Source organism: Deltaproteobacteria bacterium HGW-Deltaproteobacteria-6 (genome assembly GCA_002840435.1).
Lineage (GTDB): Bacteria > Desulfobacterota > Syntrophia > Syntrophales > Smithellaceae > UBA8904.
This window is the reverse complement of sequence record PHAT01000005.1, coordinates 699,499-718,596: the sequence shown is the minus strand read 5'-3', so window position 1 is coordinate 718,596 and position 19,098 is coordinate 699,499. Positions and strand designations below refer to the sequence as shown.

Sequence of the window (19,098 nt, the reverse complement as noted above, 5' to 3'; positions counted from 1 at the left end):
TTAAAAAAGTTTGACGGTTTGAATGCCCCGTTTGTTTTTGAGCGCCTGATAAACAACATAAGCGCAGGAAATATCCTGAATGGCAAGCCCCGTCGAGTCGAAAAGCGTGATCTCCTCAGCGGATGTTCTCCCTTTCTTCTTTCCGGCCACGATGTCCCCCAACTGGGCATGCACGTCTCTTTTGCCGATCAGCTTCCGGCTCAGGGGCACATTAATTTCACCGGAGTGGGAAGCCTGCGCCCAGTCATCAATCACTACTTTGGCCTGTTTCAGTATTTCCGGATTAATTTCCTGTTTGCCCTGCGCGTCCGCTCCAATGGCGTTGATGTGGGTTCCCGCAGAAACACGGTTCACCAGCGGCAGGCGCGATGGTGTCGAGGTGACAACAACATCGGCATTCAGGGTCACATCGTCGATTCGGGAAGATACCACGGCTTCCACATGACAGGCCGCCTTTGCCCAGCGCCGGAAGGTCTGCGCGCATACCTTATCGCCCTCAAACTGCCATATCTTTATTTTCCGGATCTTACGCACATTTTGCAGACATGAAAGCTGTGATCTGGCCTGAGCGCCGCAGCCGACAAATCCGGCGACTTCCGCGTCTTCCCGGCTCAGGTACTTGGCGGCAATCGCTCCGGCGGCGCCGGTTCGAACGCATGTCAGATAAGTGCCGTCCAGGATGGCCAGCGGAAAACCGGTCCGGGGATCATTCAGAATGATAACGGCCATAACCGTCGGCAGGCTGCCCGCAGCATTTTGCGGATGAACCGTGACACATTTGATGCCGGCAATGTCAAAGCCCCCGCCATGAACATAAGCCGGCATGGACCGGAGATCTCCTTTCGGAAAATACAAATAGCTCTTAGGCGGCATATCGGTCTGCCCCAGGCCATAGGCGTGGAAAGCCTTCTCCACGGTATCATTGGTCACCGCAGGCGTTAGAATCCCTTCAACGTCCCGCCTTGTCAGAATCAGTGTTTTCATGTCCGTTCAAACCTTTTGCATATATTTTGTGAAAATTCAGAGGATCTCCTTGACCCGGCCCACTATCCCGCTTTCCAGATGCACCTTGATTCCGTGGGGATGGGTGCCGGATCTGGTCAGAATAGCCTGCACGATGCCGCAGGTAAGAAGCCCTGAGCGCTGATCCTGCTTTTGCACTACCTTGACGCTTGCCCCCACTTTGATATCCGCTCGGTTATTGCCGGTCATTGAACCTGCCCTTTAAAAAGAAGTTGAATAACGCTATCACGATTTATTTAAAGAATTCAACTTACATATTTTTGATGAACTGTTTTGTCCGGCTGCGGGTAAAACTGCGGTGATGCCGCCGCGGCAATATTCTTTATTGACATATTGCCGATCATGTCCTATGAAATGCTCATATCGTCGGAACAATAATTATCGTTATTTTTCAGGAGGTTCTTATGAAAAAATGCATCATAATTATTTCTCTATTCTCAGCAGTTGCCGCAGGCATCACACCGGTGTTTGCCCAGAACGTTTCTCAGTCAACGATCGATCAGGCTCTCAAAACAAAGGCTGCTCTCGCAACCCTGACCCAGACCAAGGCCAATATTTATTCCAAGGACATCCTGGATGAAGCGCGAACGAACATCACCAAGGCTCAGGAACGAATAGACACTAAAAAAGAAAAGGCCGCTCTGGAATCATTGGAAATGGCCCAGACACTCATGAATTACGCCAAGGTAAAATCCGAAGAGCGTGAAGCAGCCGAAAAAACCGCCGTGACCAGGGCAAAACTTGAGAAATTGCAGAAGAATCTCGATGACATTCTGTCCGGCAAGGAGGGCGCGCAATGAAAAAAACCATTATTGTTTTAACCATGTTATTGATGATCTTGCCGATCAATGGCCATGTTTTCGCCCAAAGCGATGATCTTAATTTCATCATGCAAAAAGCAAAATCATCCGTAGAGAAAATCCTCTCCCGCAGTCATGAAACAAAGCCTTTTACGGCGGATGTGGAGAGCGCGCAAAACTATCTGAAGAAAGCAGAAGCGGAATTAAAAGCAAAAACCAACTGGCGCGGCAAAGTTGAGGAAGCTGCCATTCCTACCGTCAAGCATTACGCGAATATGGCGGAGGTTATGTGCCAGGTTGTGCTGTCCCGGCTGGAAAAAGTAAACCAGGAACAGGAAAATTCACGTCTGGAGAAACTTATTCCGGAAACGGAAGCGAAGATAAAAATATTTGACGCTAAAAACAAAGAAATCAAGTTATTAAAAGATGAACTCGCCAAACCCCGGGGAGATATGAAAAATATTTCCAGTGAATTATCCGCCCTGAAACTCGAAAAAATCAGCATCGCGAAGGAAGTTTCATCGCTGAAAGCCGACAACGCCAATTTAACCGGCCAGGTGGCGGCATTAAACGGCGTGGTGACTTCTTTGAGAAATGACGTTGTTGATAAGACAAAGACCATCGAAGACCTGAAGACGCTGCAAAGCCAAAAGGGAGAGGATGCCGTAAAAATCCAGAATAAAGTAAGAGAATTGAATAAAGTTTCTTCTTTCTGGCAGGCGGTGAGCAAAATGGATGCCCTGTCCAAGATGACGGCCACAGGCATGACGCTGATCATTCCCAGACACGACCTGATCAAGACGCCGGCCATGAAATTGGCGCCCGGATCCGGAATAATCATCGACAGCATTGCCGATCTGATAAAGAGATATCCCGATGTGAAAGCTCAATTAAAAGTTTATGGTTTTGGAAAACCGGATAAAACAGAAAACACCAAAGCGACGGAGAATATGGCCGGAATGCTGAAGGAGGCTTTTGTCAAAGCAGGTGTCGCCACGGCAGGCATCAGTGCTTCCGGAGCCGGAACCGCCGAGCCGCTGTATTCAAAAAGCGCCGTTGAAGAAAACAAGAGAGTGGAAATTACCTTTTCGGATATTTTGTCCAGATAACAGTCCGGACGGCCGGGAAAATAACAATATCAACCGGCCGGGACAGCGACAAAGGTCTGCCGTCAGCTTATGAACGGCAGACCTTTTTTTATTGCGGCAATAACCATCCGGTCAATCTTGGACAAAGGCAGTTTCCTTATATCCGCAGGTGCTGCCCATCGCCACCCCCCGCAGCCAAGTGCTTCAGGTTCGCCTTTCAATAAAACAGCTTCGTAGGCATGCAGCGTCAGACGGAAATGGGTGTAAACATGATCCACGCAAGCTACCTCCTTCCCCACACGGACGGTAACGCCCAGCTCCTTTTTTACACTATGACGCAAACTGTTCTCCATTTTTTTGCCCGTCTCCACCAAACCCCCGGGCAATTTCCATAAGGACGCGAGTAATCCGGTGGCAGGCCGCTGCACCAGCAGCAGTTTGTCTTCCTGATTGCGGACAACGGCGGCTGACGCGAGCCTGCGGGGAATGGCGGGAGCCTTTCGCGTGACCGGCAGAATGTTTTGTAAATCGAGAAGGCGCGCGCGGCAAATGGACTTTACGGGACAACCCGGACAATCGGGATTTTTCGCCCTGCAAATCGTTGCGCCGAGATCCATCAGCGCCTGATTAAAATCGCCGGGGCGTTCAGCGGGGACCAGCTGGGCAGCCAACTCCCTCAACTTCATTTGTTCCCGGGGTTCGTCTACCGGCTGGCGGATGGCCAGCACACGGCTGAGAATCCTGCGCACATTGCCGTCCACAGCGGGAAGCGCCTGCCCGCAGGCGATGCTTAAAATCGCGCCGGCGGAATACTCGCCGATGCCGGGAAGCGTTTTGATTGCGTCGGGTGTGTCGGGAATCCGGCCGTCAAACCGGTCGACAATCATTCGTGCGGCGGCATGAATATTCCTGGCCCGTGAATAATACCCCAGGTTCTCCCAAACCTTGAGGACATCCTGCAGGGAAGCGCGGGCCAGCGTATCAACATCCGGAAACACTTTCAAAAAACGATGATAGTAGGGAATGACCGTATCCACTTGAGTCTGCTGCAGCATGATTTCCGAAATCCAGATACGGTAAGGATCGCTTGTTTCCCGCCAGGGAAGCGGACGCTGATGGCTTTTGTACCAGGCAAGCAATTTACGACTCAGAAGATTCTTGATTCTGACGGCATCTTTAATCATGGCTGATGGTATATCTCATTGCCGGGAGTATGGCAATCTCACGGTTTGTGAACAATTTTCCTCTTGACAGATAAACGTTTATAGGACAACCTGAACCCACACTTGAGACATACGAATCGTTGTTTTCCACATCGTTAGATTTTCTGGTTAACTCATCAATAGAAGAAATTAAGGAGAGGAACAAAAAATGAAAAAAGAGGATTGTATTTTATTCAGCGGCGGCGCACAGGGTGCGGAAGCGGAGTTCGGCCAAAACGCCGAGCGCCTGGGCATAGAAGAAGTAAACTTTACTTTCGAAGGGCACACCATTATCCGGCACAGGGGACTGCGCGTGCTGACGCACGAGGAACTGAAAAACGGCGATGTCTCGCTGGAATATATCTCACGCCTGATGAACCGCCGCTACACGGATAACGCGACCTTCCGTAAAATCCTGCAAACCATCTGGTATCAGATCAACAACGGCCAGGAAGTCTTTATTGTCGGCGAAATCCTGCCGGATAACACCGTCAAGGGCGGCACCGGCTGGGGTGCGGAGTTCAGCAAAATCTGCAACAAGCCGCTCTCCGTATTCGATCAGAAGAAAAATGCCTGGTTCACGTGGAATAAGCTCAATTGGGTTGAACACAGGAAAGGCGATGAACCGGTCATCACTCATACCCATTTTGCCGGCGGGGGCACGCGCTTTCTGGAAGAAAACGGCAAAAAAGCAATCCGGGAACTGCTGGAGCGGTCCATCAGCTGATCGGTCAGGCGACAAAAATAATTGCAGCGGCCATAAGGCGGTTGAAGCATCATGCTTCAACCGTTTTTTTTGCCGTCAAACTGTTTTAATCCGTCTTGACAGGGCTTGCTGGTTTTGCTAGCGCTGATAATATCAAATATCTTATGATAAAAGGAGGGGGTATGTCTGATTCGTTGAAATACAGAGATGTATATGAGCAGTCTATCAACCGGCCCGACGTTTTCTGGGGGAGAGCAGGAGAAGCCATCCAGTGGACGAAGCCCTGGGATAAAGTTCTGGACGACAGCCGCAAACCTTTCTACCGGTGGTTTGTGGGCGGCGAACTCAATACCTGTTATAATGCTCTGGATTACCAGGTGGAATCAGGCCGGAAAGATCAGACCGCCGTTATATACGACAGTCCCGTCACCGGCACCGTTAAAAAGATCACCTACGGAGAACTCCTCAGCCTGGTCTCCCGATTTGCGGGCGCTCTGACCGGATTAGGCGTCACGAAAGGCGACACGGTTATTATCTATATGCCGATGATTCCGGAAGCCGTGGTGGCGATGCTGGCGTGCGCGCGCATCGGCGCCGTACACTCCGTGGTTTTCGGCGGATTTGCCCCCAACGAGCTGGCCATCCGCATAGACGACGCCCAACCCAAAGTGATGATATCCGCCTCCTGCGGCATCGAAGGAAAAAAGACTCTGGCCTACAAACCGCTTTTGGATGAAGCGATTAAGATTGCCGCCCACAAACCGGAGAAATGCATCATCTACCAGCGCCCGCAGGTGCAGGCTGAGTTGACGCCCGGCCGCGACCTGGACTGGACGGCGTTGATGGAAGACGCCAGGGCCGTTCCCTGCGTGCCGGTTCTGGCGACTGATCCGCTTTACATTCTTTACACCTCGGGAACCACCGGCAAACCCAAAGGCGTCCTGCGCGACAACGGCGGCCATGCCGTGGCCCTGAAATGGTCGATGAAACACATCTATGACATCCGTCCCGGTGAAGTCTTCTGGGCGGCATCCGACGTCGGCTGGGTGGTCGGACATTCTTACATTGTTTACGCGCCATTGCTTTACGGCTGCACCACCATTCTCTATGAAGGCAAACCGGTGGGGACACCCGATCCCGGCGCCTTCTGGCGGGTCATTTCCCAGCACGGCGTATCCGTTCTGTTTACGGCTCCTACCGCCTTCCGGGCCATCAAGAAGGAAGACCCCAACGGGGATTACCTGAAGAAATACAACATTGCCTGTTTAAGATATCTGTTTCTGGCCGGTGAACGCCTTGATCCCGACACCTATCACTGGGCCGGCGACATGCTGAAAATCCCGGTAGTCGATCACTGGTGGCAGACGGAAACCGGCTGGCCGATAGCGGCCAACTGCATGGGCATCGAACCATTTCCGATCAAAGCCGGATCTCCCACCAAGCCGGTTCCCGGCTATAACGTTCAGATTCTGGACATGGACGGCAATGTCCTACCCGACGGAGAGGAAGGCGCCGTGGTGATTAAACTGCCTCTGCCCCCCGGCTGTCTGCCGACCCTCTGGAAAGACGACAAGCGGTATCTGGAATATGTAACCGAAAGACCCGGCTACTATGTTACCGGCGACGGGGGCCGCTTTGATACCGACGGGTATGTCTACATCATGGGGCGGATCGACGATGTCATTAACGTGGCCGGTCACAGGCTTTCCACCGGATCGATGGAAGAAATCGTTTCCAGGCACCAGGACGTCGCGGAATGCGCCGTTCTGGGCGCGGACGATCAACTCAAAGGCCAGGTGCCGGTGGGTTTTGTGGTATTGAAAGCCGGCGTGGACAGAAAGCCCGAGGAGATCATCAAAGAACTGGTGCAGATGGTGCGCAATGAACTGGGGGCGCTGGCCTGCTTCAAGGAAGCCGCCGTCGTGAAGGCTCTCCCCAAGACCCGTTCGGGGAAGATCCTGCGCAGCACGATGCGCAAAATCGTGGACGGCAAGGATTATGTCGTCCCCTCCACGATCGATGATCCGGCTGTTCTGCCGGCCATCGCGGAATCGGCCAGAACAATCGGTTACGGAAAAAAGTAAAACAGGCTGTCAGGCTGCATGCTAACGTAAGAAAGCCGGCCGGATAAATATCCGGCCGGCTTTCTTTTGCTTTGTTGCGAAGCCGCCTTTATTTGATCAGCTTGGCCAGACGGGTCCAGCGGACATTTTTTTCTTCCGCATTCCATGACCAGTAAAGAATAAATGCCTTGCCCTGAACGTCCTTCAAATCGACAAAGCCCCAGAAACGGCTGTCCAGGCTATGATCGCGATTATCCCCCATGACAAAAAGAGAATTGGGGGGAACGACCACCGGACCGAAATTATCGCGCGGCTGCACGTCGGCCGGATAAATGTTATCATCATCATAAACGCCGAAAGGATCCGCGTACGCCTGATTGTTGATAAAGAGTTTTTTATTCTTCATTTCAATTTTATCGCCGGCAGTGCCGATCACGCGCTTGATAAAATCTTTGGATCGGTCCTGAGGAAATATAAAAACGATCACATCTTCTTTTTTCGGGTCGGTAATCGGAATGATCGTTTTTCTGAAAAACGGGATTTTCACACCGTAGATAAATTTATTAACGAAAAGATGGTCGCCGATCAGCAACGTCGGAATCATGGAGCCGGACGGTATTTTAAACGCCTGGACCACAAAAGAAATGATAAAGGCGGCGATCAGGATCGCCGTCAGGATCGCTTCAATATATTCTCTGATTTTTGATTTTTCTTTTACCGGTAATGCTTCTTGTTCTTTCATCATGCGATAATCCCTTTTAATTAGTGAAGTAGCGAGACCCTTCTCAATCTTTCATGCGATAACTGAAAGAAGCAATAATGTGCAGACGCGACAGTTCATAATGCCCCGGCAACGGCTGGAAAGGCGCGGCCGCCCGGATAACGTCCAGCGTGCTGGCATCAAGCGTCACAAAACCGGAAGATGTCATCAGCATAGCCCGGGCCAAAGCGCCGTTCGCGTCAACCGATATTCTGACCACCACCACCCCTTCTTCATTCTTTTTATACGCGGCAACCGGATACGTCCAGAGACGCAGGATCTTTCTTTTCACTCCCGCTAAATAAGCCGCATATTTGACGTCGGAAGAACCGATATCCACCGTGTCTTCCCGTCCGCTTTCCGGCAGTGGTTTTCCGTTTTCAACGCGTCCGGGTAATTTATCCCGCACCGGCTCCTGCTCACTTTTCGGTTCGACAGCCGGAGGGTCTGTGATTTGTATCGTGAAGAGTTCCGCGGCTTTCACATTATCACGCAAATCCACCATACTGCTGGCCGTAATCAACGCGGCATGCCCGATAATGGATATAATAACCGGCACCAGGAAAATTTTTTTTGAATCCATCGTTATCTCGCTTGGTGATAATCATATACGGCATTTGCCTCAAAATCAACAATATGATAACGAAAAGGCCATAAAGAAGAAAAAGAAGAGGCACCGGATGCTGACGGATATCAATTTCATGAATATGGCGCTTGACGAGGCAAGAAAAGCGTTCGATCAGGACGAGGTGCCGGTCGGCGCGGTGCTGGTGCAGGATGGTCACGTCCTGGCGCAGTCGCATAACGCTCCTGTTGCCGGCAACGATGCCTCGGCACACGCTGAAATGCTGGCGATCCGGAAGGCCTGCGCTATCGCCGGTAATTACCGACTGAACGGCGCAGAGTTGTTTGTGACACTCGAACCCTGCATCATGTGCGCCGGCGCGATTCTTCAGGCCAGACTGGCGCGTGTGGTTTTCGGCGCCCGGGACCCGAAGGCCGGCGCTGTCTGTTCCCTCTACCATATTTTAACTGATAACCGCCTGAATCATCAGGTGGATGTGACGGAGGGAATCCTGCGGGAAGAATGCGGGGAAATTTTGAGTAGATTTTTTAGGGAAAAGAGGATAAGAGCCGAGTCGGCAATTAAATAAGCGCGGAGAGATGTCTGAGTGGCCGAAGGAGCACGACTGGAAATCGTGTGTATGCCCACAAAGGTGTACCGCGGGTTCGAATCCCGCTCTCTCCGCCAGATATTAACGATAGGGGCGTTGAATGCCAACGTCCCTATCGAAAAATGATCATGAGATAATCGGAGAGTTACCGAAGTGGTCGTAACGGGATCGACTCGAAATCGATTTGGGGGTCACAAGCTCCCACGGGGGTTCGAATCCCCCACTCTCCGCCATTAATTACAGCAGGTTAAATCTCACCCTTTTCATTCAGACATGTGTCCTTAAAATTTGGGTTGATTCCTGTCGATTTATCCATTAAGAGTCTGGATCAGGCAGAAATATGGCCGGGTCCCGTACAACGAAGGCTTGTGAACCCCGTCAGGTCCGGAAGGAAGCAGCGGCAGCAAATACCATCGTGTGTTGCGGTAAACCCGGTCACCTGTTTAATTTTAGCGAAACTCCAATTCCGAAAGCAAAGCGCATAACGTGATGCCTTAAGGGCACACAAGGTTACAAGTGGAATCGGTCAGTTGAACCATCCCGCAAAGCAGGAGTTATCCGGTACAGGAAACCCACAAAACGAGGTTCATTTGGAATACCTGGTTTTAGCACGAAAATTCAGACCGCAAACCTTTGACGACGTCGCAGGTCAGGAACCTGTGGTCCGGACCTTAAGTAACGCCATCGGACAAGGCCGGATCGGACACGCCTTTCTCTTTGCAGGCCCCCGGGGTGTCGGTAAAACATCCGTGGCCAGGATCCTGGCCAAATCGCTCAACTGCGAAAAAGGCCCGACCGCCACACCCTGCAACAAATGCCCAAACTGCATTGAAATCACGGATGGAAACGCCATGGATGTGCGCGAGATCGACGGCGCCTCCAACCGCGGCATCGACGAAATCCGGGAGCTCAGGGAGAATGTCAAATTCGCCCCGGCCGCATCCAAGTATAAAATCTATATCATCGATGAAGTCCACATGCTGACGCGGGAAGCGTTCAACGCGCTTTTAAAAACGCTCGAAGAGCCCCCCGGACATGTGATCTTTATTTTTGCCACGACTGAAAACAACAAAGTTCCGGCAACGATCCTGTCGCGCTGCCAGTGTTATGATTTCCGCCGCATTTCGCAAAGCGAAATTGCAGCCAATTTAGGCAAGGTGGCCGCCGCGGAAGGCATTGCGATCAGCCCCACGGCCCTTTCCTGGGTTGCCGAAGCGGGCGACGGCAGCATGCGCGACGCTCAGAGCATTTTCGACCAGGTCATTTCCTATGCCGGCCTGACCATTTCCGATGAGGACGTAGAAGACATTCTGGGACTGGCCGACCGCAAGTATCTTTACCGCCTCTCCGAAACCGTCCTGGCCCATAACGCCGGCAGCTGCCTGACGATCCTGGCCGAAGCCTATCTGGCAGGCATCGATATGAAGCACTTCTACTCCATGCTCTTGAAACATTTTCGTAATTTGCTTCTGGTCAAAATCGCCGCGGACAACAGTTCTTCTTTTGATATCGCACCGGAACAGGTGGCAAAACTCAAACATCAGACGCAAAATGTTTCCCGCGAAACATTGCAGCGTTATCTGGACATTCTGCTTAATGAAGCCGACAGCCTGCGCCGGAGCCAGGAAGTGCGGATGAAAATTGAAACCGTCCTGGTGAGAATGGCTTATCTGGAACCGGTCCTGCCGGTAGGTGAAATCATGGCGACGCTCGAAGCGCTGGAGCAAAAGCTTCAGAACGGTCCGCCGCACGCGAATGAAGGTTACGCCGAACAGGGCATGACCAAACAGACCCATTCGCCTTCGCCGACGGGAAGCGGTCAGCCATCGTCTTCCATGCCCCGGCAGGAAACGGCTTCCGTCCAAACGGAGCCCCGCCCAACCGCCAAACCTGCGCCAGGCGATGATTTGAAAAATTTCATTAAAAGTGAAAATCCGCCGCTGGGGGCGAAAATTGACACGGCGGAAGTTCTCGGACTGGAAGACGGTTGTCTAACGCTGGGTGTTCCCGGCAATTGCCTTTTTCTCGACGACATCACCAGATCGCCGCAAAAAGAAGAACTGGAGAGGATCGCGGGGATTTACTATTCACAAAAGGTTGCCCTGAAGATTCAAACCATTGAAACGCCAAAAACAAACGGCAATAATGTCAGCACACGCGGCGCCAAAGCAAACAACTTAAACGACATCAAGCGTGAAGCCATGAACTCGCCGATTTTCCAGAAAGTGCTGGCCCAGTTTGAAGGCGCGGAACTGATCGACATTAAACCAATTACTGAAAAAAAGATGGGGGGATAGCAAAGTGCATAACATCAATAACATCATGAAACAGGCCAAAAAGATGCAGGAAAAAATTGGCAAACTCCAGCAGGAACTGGAGAATAAAACCATCGAAGCGCAGGCAGGCGGCGGCATGGTTCGCGTTGTCGTCAACGGCAAGTTTGAAATTGTGTCGCTCAAAATTGAAAAAGAAGTCGTCAATCCTGAAGACATTGAAATGCTGCAGGACCTGATCGCGGCGGCGGTAAACGAAGGCATCCGCAAGTCGCAGGAAATGGCTTCCTCGGAAATGTCCAAGATCACGGGCGGGCTGGGAATTCCCGGGATGGGCATGTAAGGCGCCTCATGAAATCTTACGCACAACCTATTAAACGCCTGATTGAGGAACTGGCCAAACTTCCGGGAATCGGCGAAAAGACGGCGGCCAGGCTCGCTAACTATATTTTGCGCGCCACCCCCGATGACGTGGAAAAACTGGCGGAAAGCCTGGTCGAAGTAAAACGGAAAATCCGGCTCTGCCGGATCTGCCTCAATCCGACGGAAGAAGACATCTGCCATATCTGTAATAATCCGGCGCGCGATCAACACGTGATCTGCGTAGTAGAAGAACCGGACGCACTGGCGGCCATTGAAGAAAGCGGTTTTTTCCATGGAATGTATCACGTCTTACACGGCGCGCTGGCGCCGCTCGACGGCATCGGACCGGAAAATCTGCGCCTGGGTGAGCTGTCCAAACGAATCAGCGAAGGCCGGATAACGGAATTGATCCTGGCCACGAATCCCAATGTGCATGGCGAAGCCACGGCGCTGCTGATTACCCGGATGTTCAAAGATTCCAATATTCAGATCACACGCATCGCCATGGGGGTGCCCATGGGAGGCGATTTAAAATATGTGGACAAGATGACCATTTCGAAGTCTTTGGAATTCCGTCGCGGCATGTAGCATGGCGCCTGAAAACAGCCCCTGGCATACGCCGGGCTGCGCATATGCGGACTGTACATCGGGCGCATGCCGGATGCGCTTTCGGGCGCCTTGCCTCTGACTGTTTTGAGGCGGCATGTGGATAGTGGAAAAAAATAACTCATGGAAAATAAAAAAAGAAATACTTTACGGCGGATCACTGCCAGGCGGGTCACGGCAACCGTCAAGAACCTGTTTATAAAGGCTAATACCGAGCTGGGAGCGGATGTGGTTTCCGCTTTGCAAAGTGCGCATGCCCGTGAAGAATCGCCCATTGGCAGACAGGTGCTCACAAAAATTCTTCAGAATGCCGATATTGCCTGCCGCGACGCTATGCCGATCTGCCAGGATACGGGACTGGCGGTATTGTTTGTTGAAATAGGACAGGATATCCGTATTGTCGGCGGCGACTTGCGGGAGGCCATTCACGAAGGCGTACGCCAGGCTTACGAAGAAGGCTTTCTGCGCAAGTCCGTATGCGATCCTTTTACCAGGAAAAACACAGGGGATAATACACCCGCCGTTATCCATCTGGACATGGTGCCCGGCAATCAATTAAAAATTATCGCCATGCCTAAGGGCGGCGGCAGTGAAAACATGAGCGCGGCCAAGATGCTGACCCCTTCCGCGGGAATCGACGGCATTAAAAAATTTGTTATGGAAACCGTGGAGAAAGCCTCGGCCAATCCCTGTCCGCCGATTATCGTGGGCATCGGCATCGGCGGATCGCTCGAGCAGGCCTGTATTCTCGCCAAAAAAGCCCTCTTGAGACCGGTAGGCAAAAAGAATGAATCGGATGAACGCCTGAAACAAATGGAAAGCGAGCTTTACGAAAAAATAAATGCCCTGGGAATCGGTCCCGCCGGCCTGGGAGGCAGAGTCACCACCCTGGCCGTCCAGGCTGAGATGATGCCCTGCCATATTGCTTCGCTGCCGGTAGCCGTCAATATCCAGTGCCATGTGGCCAGACACCGGGAAGAAACGATATGACAGAAATGAACGCCCCTCGTGAAAACGCTCCCATCCGTATTCAGACGCCGCTGACCGCCGATATCTGCGCCTCATTGCGGGCGGGCGACATGGTGCTTTTGAGCGGCGAGGTTTACACAGCCAGAGACGCCGCTCACCGCCGTTTGTATGAGGCGCTCACCAAAGGTCTTCCCCTGCCGGTCGATTTATCGACTGCAACCATTTTCTACGCCGCCCCCTCGCCCACGCCGACCGGCAAAATCATCGGTTCGATCGGACCTACCACCAGCTACCGGATGGATGCTTTCACACCGGCGTTGATCAAACACGGGTTGAGAGGAATGATCGGCAAAGGTAACCGTTCGCCGGAAGTCGTGGAAGCAATCAGGCGATACCAAGCGGTGTATTTCGGCGCAATCGGCGGCATCGCCGCACTCGGCGCACAATGCGTGAAAAAAATGGAACTGGTCGCCTATGAAGACCTGGGGCCGGAAGCCATCCGCAAATTGACCGTTGTTGATCTGCCGATAGTGGTCATCAACGATTCCAAAGGCCGCGATCTTTACCAATCCGAACAGAGCAAGTGGCGCATCATATTGTAATATCAATCGAATTATGATACCGAGAAAAGATATTGACTCAAAATACCATCTATATTATGGAAGGCGGTCGTTTTGTGTAAAGTTTATGAAGGAGAAATAGGTAAATGATAGAAGTCAGATGGCATGGCCGGGGCGGTCAGGGAGCGGTAACTTCGGTGGAATTGCTTGCAGTTGCGGCAATTGCCGCAGGAAAATATGCTCAGGGATTTCCCAGTTTCGGCCCGGAAAGAAGAGGGGCGCCCGTTGCGGCGTTTACCCGCATTGATGACAAGAAAATTAACGTCCGCTCGGGCATTTATGAGCCCGATGTCGTTCTGGTGCTCGACTCCAGTCTGATCGGTCTGGTCAATGTTACCGACGGATTAAAATCCAGTGGAAAATTAATCGTCAACACACCTAAAACACCTGAAGAGATTCGCAAGGAGCTGAACTTCAACGGCGCGGTCGCCACGGTGGACGGCACCGGCATCGCGCGCAAGGAAATGGGTGTCCCCATTGCCAACACGACCATGATCGGTGCACTCCTCAAAGTCGTCGGCGTCATGGAACTTGACGCGATGAAGGATGCGATTGAACACCGGTTTGGCAGAATCGCCCAGAAGAATCTCAACGCGATGAAACGGGCATACGACGAAATCAAAATAATCAATTAAGAGGTAAGTATGACATTAAAGACATGGCGGGAACTTCCCATCGGCTGTGTTGTGTCCGAGCCGGGTAGCGCCAGCGAGTACCATACGGGAAGCTGGCGGTCGCAACGACCCATTTGGGACAACACGAAATGCATCAAGTGCGGCATCTGTTACGTTTTTTGCCCCGAAGGATGCGTTCAGCAAAGCGAAGACGGTTTTTTTGTGGCAAATATGGATTATTGCAAGGGCTGCGGCATTTGCTCGCATGAGTGCTGGCCCCGCGCAATCAAGATGATAGAGGAGGGATAACATGGGCAAACGCATAGGTATGGAAGTGGCAGTTGCCGTTGCGGAAGCCGTCGGACTTTGCAATATCGACATGGCAGCCGTTTATCCCATTACACCCCAGTCACACATCGCGGAACATCTGTCCGACCTCGTCGCAGACGGCAAAATCGATGCGGAATTCGTGACGGTTGAATCCGAACACTCGGCCATGAGCGCGGTGATTGGCGCATCCGGCACGGGAGCCCGTTCCTACACGGCTACCAGTTCGCAGGGACTGATGTATATGCATGAATTGCTGCCTATCGCTTCGGCAATGCGTCTGCCGATCACCATGGCGATAGCCAACCGGGCGGTCTCCGGCCCCCTGAATATTTTAAACGATCATTCCGACATTATGCCGCAGCGCGATTCCGGCTGGATCTCCATTTTTGTGGAAAACGGACAGGAATCCATTGATATGTCCATCATTGCCTTCAAAATCGCCGAGCACAAAGACGTCATGTTGCCGGTCAATATTAATATTGATGGTTTTCAGTTAACGCACATGGTGGAACCTTTTGAAATGCCGACACAGGAAGAAGTAAATCAATTCCTGCCCCCGTTTGTTCCCCACGCAACGCTTCATCCCGCAAAGCCGGCAACGATGGGCGCCTTCGCCATGTCCGATTATTTTACGGAAATCATGAAGGCCAAGGACGAAGCCATCAAGAACTCCAAAAAAGTCATTCTGGAAGTCTGGGACGAGTGGGGAAGATTGTTCGGCCGCAACTACAAGCCGGTCGAAACTTACAAGGCGGATGACGCGGACACCCTGCTTCTGACCATGGGCTCGATGGGTGAAACCGCTCAAATGGCCATCGATGAACTGCGCGCCAAAGGCGTTAAGGCGGGTCTGGTCAAGCTGAGACTCTGGAGACCCTTCCCGTTTGACGAGCTTAAGGCAGTCGTTAAAAACGTCAAGAAATTGATTGTGACCGACCGCGCCGTATCGTTCGGCGGTCCCGGCGGACCTGTTTTTTCAGAAATTAAATCCGCTCTTTTTGCCGAAACTCAACGGCCTTTGATTTACAATTACATTTACGGACTGGGCGGCCGCGACGTTACCGTGCACGATTTCACCGGAATGTTTGAAAAAGTTCTGGCGGACACGGGAAACCAGGCTGCTGACACCTATGAATTCTGGGGGGTAAGAGAATAATGAATATTATTGAAAATTTTGAATTATTTGCCCCGCGGCTGATTAATAAGCAGGAATTACTATCATCCGGCCACCGGGCCTGCTCCGGTTGCGCTGAAGTGCTGGCCGTTCGGCTGATGGCCAAGGCGCTGGGTGAAAACACGGTCATTGCTTCCGCGACCGGTTGTATGGAAATCGTCTCCAGCATGTTTCCCACGACGGCATGGCAAGTTCCCTGGATTCACGTGGCCTTCGAAAACGCAGCGTCTGTCGCTTCCGGCATTGAAGCGGGCCTCAAAGCGCTGCGCAAAAAAGGCAAAATTGACGACCGCTATGTCAAAGTTGTCGGCATGGGCGGCGACGGCGCCACGATGGACATCGGATTTCAGGCGCTTTCCGGCGCCATGGAACGCGGCCATGATATGATTTACGTCTGCTTCGACAATGAAGCTTATATGAACACGGGCATTCAGCGCTCCAGCGCTACGCCGATGGGCGCATCCACCACGACCGCTCCGGCGGGCAAAGTAAGCATGGGGCAGAAAACCTGGAAAAAGAACATGCCGGAAATCATGGTCGCACATAACATTCCTTATGTCGCCACCGTCTGTCCCAGCTATCCTCTGGATTTTATCCGCAAGATGGAAAAAGCCAAAAGCATTAAGGGGCCTTCTTATATTCACTGCTTCTCAGTTTGTCCGACCGGCTGGCGCAGCCCGTCACAAACGGCGGTATCCATGGGACGCCTGGCCGTGGAAACGGGTGTTTTCCCGCTGTTTGAAGTGGAAAACGGCCACTATCGCATGTCTCCGGACATGCCGAAAAAACTTAAACCGATCAAAGATTATTTCAAGCCTCAGGGCCGTTTCCGTCACCTGACCGCGGATGAAATCGATATGATCCAGGAAAAAATAACGGTTGAGTTTAAGAAACTTGTAGAAAAAGCAAAATTTCTCTAAACAGGCAATGCATAATGAATAACGGGGCTTTACCCCCCAAAGAATACCGAGGTGAAAAAAGCATGACAAACGTCAGTGAAATTAAGCAAAAAACAAAGCAAATCATCAAAAAGCACAAAAGCAACAAAAGCGCGCTGATTGCCGTTTTGCAGGATATTCAGGAAGCCTTCAATTACCTTCCGAAAGAAGCCTTGAAAACAGCGGCCAGCGTGATGAATGTGCCGATGAGCCGGGTGTATGAAGCGGCCACGTTTTACACCGCCTTCAGTTTGAAGCCGCGCGGAAAACATGTGGTCAAAATCTGCAAGGGAACGGCCTGCCATGTCCGCGGTGCATCCGCCCTGCAGGACAAGTTTGAACGCACGCTATGCATCAAGCCCGGTGAAACGACGCCCGATGGAAAGTTCTCACTCGAAACCGTCAACTGCGTGGGCGCCTGCGCGCTGGGACCCGTCGTCGTCATCAATACCGACTACCACGGCCAGGTAACAATGAACAAGGTTGATAAAATCATTAAAAAAATTAACGAAGAGGGGGCACAGCAATGAACGAAAAACCGGATACCCAAGCCCTCCAGATTTACGATAATTTGGCAAAATATTACGGCCCGAAGAAAAAGTTTGTCACCATTTGCGCCGGCACCGGCTGTCGTGCTTCCGGCAGTCTCAAGGTCAAAGAGGCCCTCGAGGCCGAATTAAAAAAACAAAAAATGGACGTGGATGTTCTGATGAACGTGGATGTCCTCGCTACCGGCTGTCTGGGGTTCTGCGAAAAGGGGCCCATGATCGTCATCCATCCCGACAAGTATTTTTATCAGCATGTGAAAGTCGAAGACGTCGCGGAAATCGTCTCCAAAACCCTGGCCAAAGGCGAAGTCATCAGCCGGTTGGTCTACCGCCATCCGGAGACGCAAAAAACCCTGTATCGCGAAGACGACCTGCCCTTCTATAAAAAGCAGAACCGTGTGGTGTTCGGCCAAAACGGTATGCTGGATCCGAGCCGGATCGAGGATTATCTGGCCATCGACGGCTACCAGGCGCTGGGCAAGGCGCTTTCTGAAATGACCCCGGAAGGCGTCATCATGGAAGTGAAAAAGGCCGGACTCAGAGGCCGCGGCGGTGGTGGTTTTCATGCGGCCGTCAAGTGGGAAGGTGTGCGCAGAGCACATGGCGAGCCCAAGTATGTCATCGCCAACGGCGACGAAGGAGACCCCGGCGCGTATATGGACCGCAGTCTCATGGAAGGCAATCCCCACAGCGTCATTGAAGGCATGATCATCGGCGCTTACGCGGTAGGCGCGCACGAAGGCTACATTTACGTGAGAAACGAATATCCGCTAGCGGTGACGCATCTCACGATTGCGATTGAAGCCGCGAGAGAATTGGGCTTCTTAGGGAAAAATATTCTGGGCACGGATTTTTCGTTTGATATTCATATCAACAAAGGCGCAGGAGCATTCGTCTGCGGTGAATCATCCGCTCTGTTTGCTTCGATCGAAGGCCGCGCCGGAGAACCGCGCGCCAAATATGTCCACGCGGTGGAAAAAGGCCTTTATGACAAGCCCACCGTCCTCAACAACGTCGAAACATGGGCCAACGTTCCGCTGATTATCAATAAAGGGGCGGACTGGTACGCTGGGATCGGAACAGAAGGGTCCAAGGGAACGAAAATTTTCTCTCTGGTCGGCAAAATCAACAACACGGGCCTGATTGAAGTCCCCATGGGCACCACGCTCTATGAAATCATCTATGACATGGGCGGCGGTATTACCAACGGCCGCAAGTTCAAGGCCGTGCAAACCGGCGGTCCGTCGGGCGGCTGCATTCCCGAAAGCCTGCTGGACATCCCCGTTGATTTCGACAAACTCTATGAAGTCGGCTCCATGATGGGTTCCGGCGGCATGATCGTCATGGACGACCAATCCTGCATGGTGGACGTCGCCCGTTACTTTCTCGAGTTCCTCAAGGAAGAGTCCTGCGGCAAATGCGTCCCCTGCCGTGAAGGTATTCGCCGGATGAGCGACATCCTGGAAGATATCTGCGCAGGGAAAGGCAGAGAAGGAGATATCGAGCTTCTGGAAACCATGTCGTCCGCGATTGCCGACGGGTCGCTTTGCGCTCTCGGCGGCTCCGCTCCCAACCCGGTTTTGAGCACGATCAAGTATTTCCGCGAGGAATATGAAGCGCACATCAAAGATCACCGCTGTCCGGCGGGTGTCTGCAAAGCGCTCATCACTTACAGCATCAACGCGGAAAAATGCACCGGCTGCGGCGTATGCATCAAGGCCTGCCCTGTGCAGGCCATCACCGGCGAAAAGAAGAAAGCTCACAGTATTGATAACGATAAATGCACCCGTTGCAGCGCCTGTATTCAGAGCTGTAAATTTGATGCAATCAACGTGAAGTAGAGGTA

21 protein-coding genes, 2 tRNA genes and 1 other RNA gene are annotated in these 19,098 nt (G+C 52.2%); 19 read left to right on the top strand and 5 right to left on the bottom strand.

Features of this window, described 5'->3' with window-relative positions; genetic code table 11:
• Both CVU71_13475 and CVU71_13470 read right to left on the bottom strand, forming a co-directional pair.
• Positions 1-984 (bottom strand): ornithine cyclodeaminase family protein, encoded by a 984-nt coding sequence (locus CVU71_13475; GenBank protein ID PKN18492.1) that lies wholly within the window; start codon positions 982-984, stop codon positions 1-3.
• Between the two features lie 36 nt (positions 985-1,020).
• The gene (locus CVU71_13470) at positions 1,021-1,212 is read right to left on the bottom strand and encodes a hypothetical protein (GenBank protein PKN18491.1); all 192 of its coding nucleotides are present in this window, start codon (positions 1,210-1,212) and stop codon (positions 1,021-1,023) included.
• A 215-nt stretch (positions 1,213-1,427) separates the two neighbouring features.
• Between CVU71_13470 and CVU71_13465 the strand changes: the two genes are divergently transcribed.
• Both CVU71_13465 and CVU71_13460 read left to right on the top strand, forming a co-directional pair.
• Complete coding sequence (locus CVU71_13465; GenBank protein ID PKN18490.1) at positions 1,428-1,823, top strand: hypothetical protein; 396 nt, start codon at positions 1,428-1,430, stop codon at positions 1,821-1,823.
• Positions 1,820-2,932 (top strand): hypothetical protein, encoded by a 1,113-nt coding sequence (locus CVU71_13460; protein ID PKN18489.1) that lies wholly within the window; start codon positions 1,820-1,822, stop codon positions 2,930-2,932. Before CVU71_13465 ends, CVU71_13460 begins: the two co-directional genes overlap by 4 nt.
• 62 nt (positions 2,933-2,994) lie before the next feature.
• On the opposite strand, the gene mutY is transcribed toward CVU71_13460, so the two are convergent.
• A complete protein-coding gene (gene mutY, locus CVU71_13455; protein ID PKN18488.1) occupies positions 2,995-4,095 on the bottom strand; it encodes an A/G-specific adenine glycosylase in 1,101 nt (366 codons plus the stop codon).
• A gap of 187 nt (positions 4,096-4,282) precedes the next feature.
• On the opposite strand from mutY, the gene CVU71_13450 reads away from it, so the two are divergent.
• Complete coding sequence (locus tag CVU71_13450; GenBank protein ID PKN18487.1) at positions 4,283-4,840, top strand: hypothetical protein; 558 nt, start codon at positions 4,283-4,285, stop codon at positions 4,838-4,840.
• A 161-nt stretch (positions 4,841-5,001) separates the two neighbouring features.
• Entirely contained in the window at positions 5,002-6,903 is a 1,902-nt protein-coding gene (gene prpE / locus CVU71_13445) for a propionyl-CoA synthetase (protein PKN18486.1), read from the top strand.
• Positions 6,904-6,991: 88 nt separating this feature from the next.
• Here prpE and lepB read toward each other — a convergent pair whose 3' ends face one another.
• Together lepB and CVU71_13435 are read right to left on the bottom strand one after the other, a co-directional pair.
• Entirely contained in the window at positions 6,992-7,624 is a 633-nt protein-coding gene (lepB, locus tag CVU71_13440; protein PKN18727.1) for a signal peptidase I, read from the bottom strand.
• 43 nt (positions 7,625-7,667) lie between these two features.
• Positions 7,668-8,225: a hypothetical protein gene (locus CVU71_13435; GenBank protein PKN18485.1), complete on the bottom strand. Its 558-nt coding sequence runs from the start codon at positions 8,223-8,225 to the stop codon at positions 7,668-7,670.
• Here CVU71_13435 and CVU71_13430 point away from each other — a divergent pair.
• The 15 genes from CVU71_13430 to CVU71_13360 all read left to right on the top strand — a co-directional run bounded on the left by CVU71_13430 (position 8,182) and on the right by CVU71_13360 (position 19,093).
• A complete protein-coding gene (locus tag CVU71_13430) occupies positions 8,182-8,796 on the top strand; it encodes a tRNA adenosine(34) deaminase TadA (protein PKN18484.1) in 615 nt (204 codons plus the stop codon). The genes CVU71_13435 and CVU71_13430 overlap by 44 nt on opposite strands.
• Before the next feature lie 4 nt (positions 8,797-8,800).
• Positions 8,801-8,894 (top strand) — tRNA-Ser (locus tag CVU71_13425).
• Between the two features lie 62 nt (positions 8,895-8,956).
• Positions 8,957-9,050 (top strand) — tRNA-Ser (locus tag CVU71_13420).
• Between the two features lie 109 nt (positions 9,051-9,159).
• Positions 9,160-9,257, top strand: an RNA gene (gene ffs / locus CVU71_13415) — signal recognition particle sRNA small type.
• A gap of 81 nt (positions 9,258-9,338) precedes the next feature.
• Positions 9,339-11,114 (top strand): DNA polymerase III subunit gamma/tau, encoded by a 1,776-nt coding sequence (locus CVU71_13410; GenBank protein ID PKN18483.1) that lies wholly within the window; start codon positions 9,339-9,341, stop codon positions 11,112-11,114.
• Between the two features lie 4 nt (positions 11,115-11,118).
• Positions 11,119-11,433 (top strand): YbaB/EbfC family nucleoid-associated protein, encoded by a 315-nt coding sequence (locus tag CVU71_13405; protein PKN18482.1) that lies wholly within the window; start codon positions 11,119-11,121, stop codon positions 11,431-11,433.
• An 8-nt stretch (positions 11,434-11,441) separates the two neighbouring features.
• Positions 11,442-12,041, top strand: coding sequence for a recombination protein RecR (locus tag CVU71_13400; GenBank protein PKN18481.1), 600 nt, complete (start codon positions 11,442-11,444; stop codon positions 12,039-12,041).
• A 141-nt stretch (positions 12,042-12,182) separates the two neighbouring features.
• Positions 12,183-13,049: a fumarate hydratase gene (locus CVU71_13395; GenBank protein PKN18480.1), complete on the top strand. Its 867-nt coding sequence runs from the start codon at positions 12,183-12,185 to the stop codon at positions 13,047-13,049.
• A 5-nt stretch (positions 13,050-13,054) separates the two neighbouring features.
• Positions 13,055-13,630, top strand: coding sequence for a fumarate hydratase (locus CVU71_13390; protein PKN18726.1), 576 nt, complete (start codon positions 13,055-13,057; stop codon positions 13,628-13,630).
• A gap of 104 nt (positions 13,631-13,734) precedes the next feature.
• Complete coding sequence (locus CVU71_13385; protein ID PKN18479.1) at positions 13,735-14,283, top strand: pyruvate synthase; 549 nt, start codon at positions 13,735-13,737, stop codon at positions 14,281-14,283.
• 9 nt (positions 14,284-14,292) lie between these two features.
• Entirely contained in the window at positions 14,293-14,571 is a 279-nt protein-coding gene (gene porD / locus CVU71_13380; protein ID PKN18478.1) for a pyruvate ferredoxin oxidoreductase, read from the top strand.
• Position 14,572: 1 nt separating this feature from the next.
• Positions 14,573-15,748, top strand: a complete 1,176-nt coding sequence (porA, locus tag CVU71_13375) for a pyruvate ferredoxin oxidoreductase (GenBank protein PKN18477.1) — start codon at positions 14,573-14,575, stop codon at positions 15,746-15,748.
• Between the two features lie 8 nt (positions 15,749-15,756).
• Positions 15,757-16,686, top strand: coding sequence for a pyruvate ferredoxin oxidoreductase (locus tag CVU71_13370; GenBank protein PKN18725.1), 930 nt, complete (start codon positions 15,757-15,759; stop codon positions 16,684-16,686).
• A 62-nt stretch (positions 16,687-16,748) separates the two neighbouring features.
• The gene (locus CVU71_13365) at positions 16,749-17,234 is read left to right on the top strand and encodes an NADH-quinone oxidoreductase subunit NuoE (GenBank protein ID PKN18724.1); all 486 of its coding nucleotides are present in this window, start codon (positions 16,749-16,751) and stop codon (positions 17,232-17,234) included.
• Positions 17,231-19,093, top strand: a complete 1,863-nt coding sequence (locus tag CVU71_13360) for an NADH-quinone oxidoreductase subunit F (protein PKN18476.1) — start codon at positions 17,231-17,233, stop codon at positions 19,091-19,093. The genes CVU71_13365 and CVU71_13360 overlap by 4 nt, the downstream gene beginning before the upstream one ends.
• Positions 19,094-19,098: the final 5 nt, after the last annotated feature.

Excerpts from the sequence above, each read along its gene's own strand:
- CVU71_13475 (PKN18492.1), bottom strand. The coding sequence starts at position 984 with ATGAAAACACTGATTCTGACAAGGCGGGACGTTGAAGGGATTCTAACG.
- CVU71_13470 (PKN18491.1), bottom strand. The coding sequence starts at position 1,212 with ATGACCGGCAATAACCGAGCGGATATCAAAGTGGGGGCAAGCGTCAAG.
- CVU71_13465 (PKN18490.1), top strand. The coding sequence starts at position 1,428 with ATGAAAAAATGCATCATAATTATTTCTCTATTCTCAGCAGTTGCCGCA.
- CVU71_13460 (PKN18489.1), top strand. The coding sequence starts at position 1,820 with ATGAAAAAAACCATTATTGTTTTAACCATGTTATTGATGATCTTGCCG.
- mutY (PKN18488.1), bottom strand. The coding sequence starts at position 4,095 with ATGATTAAAGATGCCGTCAGAATCAAGAATCTTCTGAGTCGTAAATTG.
- CVU71_13450 (PKN18487.1), top strand. The coding sequence starts at position 4,283 with ATGAAAAAAGAGGATTGTATTTTATTCAGCGGCGGCGCACAGGGTGCG.
- prpE (PKN18486.1), top strand. The coding sequence starts at position 5,002 with ATGTCTGATTCGTTGAAATACAGAGATGTATATGAGCAGTCTATCAAC.
- lepB (PKN18727.1), bottom strand. The coding sequence starts at position 7,624 with ATGAAAGAACAAGAAGCATTACCGGTAAAAGAAAAATCAAAAATCAGA.
- CVU71_13430 (PKN18484.1), top strand. The coding sequence starts at position 8,182 with ATGGATATAATAACCGGCACCAGGAAAATTTTTTTTGAATCCATCGTT.
- CVU71_13435 (PKN18485.1), bottom strand. The coding sequence starts at position 8,225 with ATGGATTCAAAAAAAATTTTCCTGGTGCCGGTTATTATATCCATTATC.
- CVU71_13400 (PKN18481.1), top strand. The coding sequence starts at position 11,442 with ATGAAATCTTACGCACAACCTATTAAACGCCTGATTGAGGAACTGGCC.
- CVU71_13395 (PKN18480.1), top strand. The coding sequence starts at position 12,183 with ATGGAAAATAAAAAAAGAAATACTTTACGGCGGATCACTGCCAGGCGG.
- CVU71_13390 (PKN18726.1), top strand. The coding sequence starts at position 13,055 with ATGAACGCCCCTCGTGAAAACGCTCCCATCCGTATTCAGACGCCGCTG.
- CVU71_13385 (PKN18479.1), top strand. The coding sequence starts at position 13,735 with ATGATAGAAGTCAGATGGCATGGCCGGGGCGGTCAGGGAGCGGTAACT.
- porD (PKN18478.1), top strand. The coding sequence starts at position 14,293 with ATGACATTAAAGACATGGCGGGAACTTCCCATCGGCTGTGTTGTGTCC.
- porA (PKN18477.1), top strand. The coding sequence starts at position 14,573 with ATGGGCAAACGCATAGGTATGGAAGTGGCAGTTGCCGTTGCGGAAGCC.
- CVU71_13365 (PKN18724.1), top strand. The coding sequence starts at position 16,749 with ATGACAAACGTCAGTGAAATTAAGCAAAAAACAAAGCAAATCATCAAA.
- CVU71_13360 (PKN18476.1), top strand. The coding sequence starts at position 17,231 with ATGAACGAAAAACCGGATACCCAAGCCCTCCAGATTTACGATAATTTG.